Source organism: Microbacterium sp. BF1 (assembly GCF_019279095.1).
GTDB lineage: Bacteria > Actinomycetota > Actinomycetes > Actinomycetales > Microbacteriaceae > Microbacterium > Microbacterium maritypicum.
In genome coordinates, this window is the sequence record NZ_JAGYWT010000160.1 from 1 (window position 1) to 5,257 (window position 5,257).

The following is a 5,257-nucleotide window of genomic DNA, read 5'->3' on the forward strand; positions in this document are numbered from 1 at the left end:
AAGACCTTCCCGCCGAGATCCGTGAGACCTACGAGCGACTCGGCATCCCCGAGGCCGAGCGTCAGCGCCTCGTGGCCGGCGTCGCGGCGCAGTACGAGTCCGAGGTCGTCTACCACCAGATCCGTGAACTGGTCTCGAACGGTCCGCTGATCGTCACGTCGACCACGTCAGCGACGCCGGGGATCGACACCCGCTGCGTGTTGCCCCTCCAGGACACGAGATCGATGAGGGGCGAGTGGTCGGGCCCGTCTTCAGAGTCGGGCGTCTCGGGCTCGAGCCCGAGGCTCAGCCGGTAGGCCTCCACGATCCAATAGGAGGGCGCGTCGCGCGGCACACCGATGACCCGGGTGAGGTCAGGCCGATCGGTCACCGACATCTCGACGTGAAGAGCCCAGGTGACGTGGACGTGCTCGGAGAGGTTCATCCGCGCAACGCTAGACCTCTCCCGGCCCTGCTCCCCGCCACGAAAGCACGAACTGTCGAGAACTTTTCGAACCTTCTGGTCGTGCAGGAAGACTCGGAGCATGCACCGGTCCTCCGGCGGACGCCGGGAGGCCCTGCGGTGCGAGAGGACACGGCCTCGCCTCACCACAGGGCCCCACCTCTGCATGTCAGCGCAGCACGAACTCCACCGTCGTGACATTGCCGGCGACGTCGTAGACGAGAAGCGTGTTCTCGCCCTTCACCCCGCCGAAGGTCCCCGGCTTCACGAAGTTGAGGTCGGACCAGGCGTTGTTCGTCAGATCCTTCTCGACGCCGTTGAGCGCGATCCGGTCGACCTTGCCGGCATCGTTGAGCTTGAAGCTGACCTTGTCATATCCCGCTGCATCGCCGACCGTGAACGAGCCGCCGGTCTTCACGGTCACCGTGGGGGCTGTGGCGTCGACGACGACATCGAAGGTCGAGGTCTTCGAGATGTTGCCGGTCGCATCGACCCGGATGTCGATGGACTTCGAGGGGCCGGCCGACGCCGGACTGACGAGCGTGACCTGCGGGCGCGTGGTGTCCGGCACCTCGCCGGCGATGAATGCGACCGAGGTCTTCTCGGAGCGGTTGCCGTACATGTCGACCGCGGTGACCTCGGCGATGTAGCTCGTCCCCTTCGTGAGGGTGAGGAGCGGAGCATCGGCCTGTCGGCCGTTGCGGATGGCGAGCGGGATCTCGAGCACGCTCGGGCGCGGCGCGATCTGGAAGTCGGCGAGCACCTTCGCCCCGGCCCTGATCGGCAGCGCCTCGGCGCCCGTGACCGCATCGCGGACCCGCACGTCGTAGCCGTACACCGCTTCGTCATCGGTCGCGGCGGGAACGCGGAGCACATCGGCCCCGTCGTTCGTCACGATGTGCTCGGGTGCTCCCTGCTGCACCGGAGCGACCGCATCGCGCGCGGCGGCCGTGTAGTCGAAGTTCGCGCGCACCTCTTCGGCGGTGCTGCCGTCGAGGCGGATGCCAGCTCCTTGCGGAGCACCGGAACGACCTCCGAACCGAGGATGTCGAGCTGCTCGAGCACCGTCTTCAGCGGCAGACCGGCGTGGTCGATGAGGAACAGCTGACGCTGGTAGTCGCCGTAGTGCTCGCGCATGGCGGCGTAGCGGTCGATGACCTGCTGCGGTGATCCCACCGTCAGGGGCGTCATCTCGGTGAAGTCCTCCATGCTCGGACCGTGACCGTAGACAGGTGCGTTGTCGAAGTACGGCCGGAACTGGTTCACGGCGTCCTGCGACTTCGTTGCCATGAACACCTGACCGCCGAGCCCGACGATCGCCTGCTCGGGCGTGCCGTGTCCGTAGTGCGCGTAGCGCTGACGGTACAGCTCGATCAGACGCTGGTAGTGCTCCTTCGGCCAGAAGATGTTGTTCGCGAAGAAGCCGTCGCCGTAGTAGGCCGCCTGCTCGGCGATCTCGGGCGTGCGGATCGAGCCGTGCCACACGAACGGTGCGATGCCGTCGAGCGGACGCGGGGTCGAGGTGAAGCCCTGCAGTGGCGTGCGGAACTTGCCCTCCCAGTCGACGACGTCCTCACGCCACAGCTTGTGCAGCAACGCGTAGTTCTCGATGGCGAGCGGCAGTCCCTGGCGGATATCCTGGCCGAACCACGGATACACCGGGCCGGTGTTGCCACGACCGAGCATGAGGTCCATGCGACCGTCGGACACGTGCTGGAGCATCGCGTACTCCTCGGCGATGCGCACCGGGTCGTTCGTGGTGATGAGCGTCGTGGAGGTGGACACGATCAGACGCTCGGTCTGCGAGGCCAGGGCCGCGAGGAAGGTCGTGGGGCTGGAGGACCAGAAAGGCGGATTGTGGTGCTCGCCGATCGCGAAGACGTCGAGCCCGACCTCTTCCGCGTGCACCGCGATCGCCGTCGTGGCCTTGATGCGCTCCTGCTCGCTCGGGGTGATCCCCGTGGTGGGATCGCGGGTGATGTCGCTGACCGACATGATGCCGAACTGCATCGCCTGCGCGCCTGACTGCTCGCTCATGATTGCTCCGTGTCTCCGAACCGGACGACTCGCATCCGCTTCTATTCATTTGAATGTATCTGTGTCAACGCGCTCACAGCAACTTTATTCCCGGCCTGTACCCTCGAACGATGAGCAGTGCCGGCGCCGACATCGCTGGTCCCCCCACAGGATCGGTTCCCCGCAAGCGCAGGCGCGTGCCGTTCTGGGACAACGCCCGCTACGTCTGCATCGTCCTCGTCGTCCTCGGTCATGCCATCCAGCGCCTCATCTACGACTCCGACATCGCCTTCGCCTTCTACCTGGCGCTGTACGCGTTCCACATGCCGGCGTTCGCGATCATCTCGGGCTACTTCTCGAAGTCCGGCTCCCCCACCAAGACGCAGATGGCCAGGGTGATCACCGACATCATCCTCCCCTACGTCATCTTCGAGACGCTCTGGACGCTCACGAAATGGTTCGTGGAAGGCCAGGCCGACCCGAACCTCACCCGGCCGAGCTGGACGCTGTGGTTCCTGCTCGCCCTCGGCATCTTCCGACTCGTGCTCCCCTACCTCGCCCTGCTGCGCTGGCCCCTGCTGTGGACCATCGTGATCTCGGTCGGCGTGGGCTACCTGCCCAACATCGACAGCACCTTCTCGCTCTCGCGCACCCTGGGTCTGCTGCCGTTCTTCACACTCGGCTGGTGGCTTCGCGAGCACGACATCGTCGACAGGTTCAGACTCCTCGACTTCCGTCCGTGGTGGCTGCGCGCCGGTAGCGTCGCGATCTTCGCGGCGATCGGCTGGGCCGCCTGGAACTGGCTTCCCGTGTGGCAGGCCATCGACCTGCGCCATTGGCTCTTCTATGAGGACTCCTATGCGGACCTCGGTGGTGAGCAGTGGTGGGCCGGCGGTGTCCGTATCCTCCTGATGCTGCTCGCCGTCATCCTCAGCGCCGCCTTCTTCTGCCTGGTCCCCCGAGGCGCGCACTGGTGGACGACGTTCGGTCAGTACACGATGTACGTGTTCCTGCTGCACTCGTTCGTGCTCTACCCGTTCCGGGAGAGCGGGATCCTGCGCGACCTGGAGCCCACCTGGATCTGGCTCCCGCTCGTGACCATCCTGTCGGTCGTGATCGCGCTCGCGTTGGCGACGAGACCGGTGAGACGGGTGTTCCGCCCGCTGGTCGAACCGCGGCCGGGCTGGCTGTTCGCCGATCCGGAGCTCGCCTCCAAGGAGGGCCGCAGGAATGACCCGACCGGATCGCGGCGACCGCGCTAGAGGCGGGCGATAACCTCGAGAGCGTGACCCGCGCGCAGACCGTCCGAGACCGCATCGTCGAACAGGTGGAGTCCTCGGGATTCGTCGCCCACGGTCTGCATGTGCGCGTGGCGTCCGACACCGCCCAGCACCGGTGGACCGCCGATGTGCGCGAAGACGTCCACTCCATCGCGAAAGGCGTCTGCGTGCTCGCCGCGGGGATGGCCGCGGACGATGGCGCCGTGTCCCTCGACGAACCCGTGTCGACGTATCTTCCCGGCTTCGAGCTCGGAGAGGGCAACGACGAGGTCACTCTGCGGCACCTGCTCTCGATGACGAGCGGCGTCGACCTGCCCTGGTCCGAGACGATGATGACCGACTGGCTCGACCTCGCACGCGAGTTCCTGCGGCGGCCATCGCGCGGACGGACGTTCCAGTACTCCAATGCGAGCACCTACACCGCGATGGCCGCCCTGGCCGCACGCGTGGGCGACGTGGGCGACTATCTGGTCCCCCGTCTGTTCGCTCCGCTCGGCATCGACGACGTGGAGTGGGAGCGCAGCCCCCGCGGTCGCATCGTCGCCGGGGGCGGCCTTCCTCTGCGCACGGAGGAACTTTCCCGTCTCGGCCTGCTGATCCGCGATCGCGGCGTATGGGAGGGGCGCCGGCTGGTCGCTTCCGGGTGGATCGACCAGATGCACAGCAACTGGGGCGCCGCCGGCGAAGGTGCGATCTATGAGAGATACGCTCTCGCGGGATGGGGCGGCCCCGGCCGGGCCTGGCGACTACACGGCGCCCACGGTCAGCTGCTGATCTTCCTCGACGACGCTGTGGTCACGATCACCGCCGACGACCACTTCGGCGCCGACGACATCGCCGCCTTCGCGGTCGAGACGCTCACCCGCGCGTCTTGACCCGTCAGGCGAACAGGGCCTCGCCCACGAAGGATCCCGGCTTCGCCCCCGCCGGCACAGCCCAGATCCCGGAGCCGACGTGGCGGATGTACTCGTTCATCAGGTCGGTCGAGAGCCGCCGCTGCAACGAGATGAACTGCGCAGGGTCGCGCTGATAGGACAGGAAGAAGAGTCCGGCGTCGAGCCGGCCGAGCGCATTGTTCCCGTCGACGTAGTTGTAGCCCCGGCGGAGGATGCGGATGCCGTCGTTCTGATCGGGATGCGCGAGGCTCACGTGGCTGTTCGCATCGATCGCGGTGGAGTCGAAGACCGGGGCGGTGAACTCGTCCCCGCCCGAGAGCGGCGCCCCCTCGCCTTTGTCGCGACCGATGATGTTGTCCTGCTCGGAGAGACGAACACGATCCCAGGTCTCGATGAGCATGGCGATCTTCCTCGCCACGAGATACGAGCCGCCGGCCAGCCACGCCGGCTCGTCGTTCGAGGACACCCAGACGTGGTCGGCGAGCGCTTCGGTGTCGTCGGCCAGGATGTTCGCCGTGCCGTCCTTGAACCCGAAGAGGTTGCGCGGCGTCGCCTGCGCCGCTGTGGTGCGGGAGGTCTTGCCGAACCCGAGCTGCGACCAGCGCAGGCGTGCGCGCCCGAAG

6 protein-coding genes and 1 pseudogene are annotated in these 5,257 nt (G+C 66.9%); 3 read left to right on the forward strand and 4 right to left on the reverse strand.

Features of this window, described 5'->3' with window-relative positions; translation table 11 throughout:
* Window positions 1–170, forward strand: a pseudogene (locus tag KZA10_RS18700) (Fe-S cluster assembly protein SufB); the annotation flags it as partial.
* Here KZA10_RS18700 and KZA10_RS07560 read toward each other — a convergent pair.
* From KZA10_RS07560 to KZA10_RS07570, 3 genes are all read right to left on the reverse strand, one after another.
* Window positions 110–424, reverse strand: a complete 315-nt coding sequence (locus KZA10_RS07560) for a hypothetical protein (RefSeq protein WP_218682557.1) — start codon at window positions 422–424, stop codon at window positions 110–112. The pseudogene KZA10_RS18700 and the gene KZA10_RS07560 sit on opposite strands and share 61 nt — an antisense overlap.
* Window positions 425–611: 187 nt before the next feature.
* Complete coding sequence (locus tag KZA10_RS07565; protein ID WP_218682553.1) at window positions 612–1,415, reverse strand: hypothetical protein; 804 nt, start codon at window positions 1,413–1,415, stop codon at window positions 612–614.
* The gene (locus KZA10_RS07570) at window positions 1,334–2,452 is read right to left on the reverse strand and encodes an LLM class flavin-dependent oxidoreductase (protein WP_374196554.1); all 1,119 of its coding nucleotides are present in this window, start codon (window positions 2,450–2,452) and stop codon (window positions 1,334–1,336) included. Before KZA10_RS07570 ends, KZA10_RS07565 begins: the two co-directional genes overlap by 82 nt.
* Before the next feature lie 137 nt (window positions 2,453–2,589).
* Here KZA10_RS07570 and KZA10_RS07575 point away from each other — a divergent pair, with 137 nt between their 5' ends.
* Together KZA10_RS07575 and KZA10_RS07580 are read left to right on the forward strand one after the other, a co-directional pair.
* On the forward strand, window positions 2,590–3,720 hold the full coding sequence (locus KZA10_RS07575; protein WP_218682554.1) for an acyltransferase family protein: 1,131 nt from the start codon (window positions 2,590–2,592) through the stop codon (window positions 3,718–3,720).
* A 23-nt stretch (window positions 3,721–3,743) separates the two neighbouring features.
* Window positions 3,744–4,613, forward strand: a complete 870-nt coding sequence (locus tag KZA10_RS07580) for a serine hydrolase (RefSeq protein WP_218682555.1) — start codon at window positions 3,744–3,746, stop codon at window positions 4,611–4,613.
* 4 nt (window positions 4,614–4,617) lie between these two features.
* Here KZA10_RS07580 and KZA10_RS07585 read toward each other — a convergent pair.
* Window positions 4,618–5,257, reverse strand: a 640-nt coding sequence (locus tag KZA10_RS07585) for a Dyp-type peroxidase (protein ID WP_218682556.1), incomplete at its 5' end; no start/stop codon positions are given.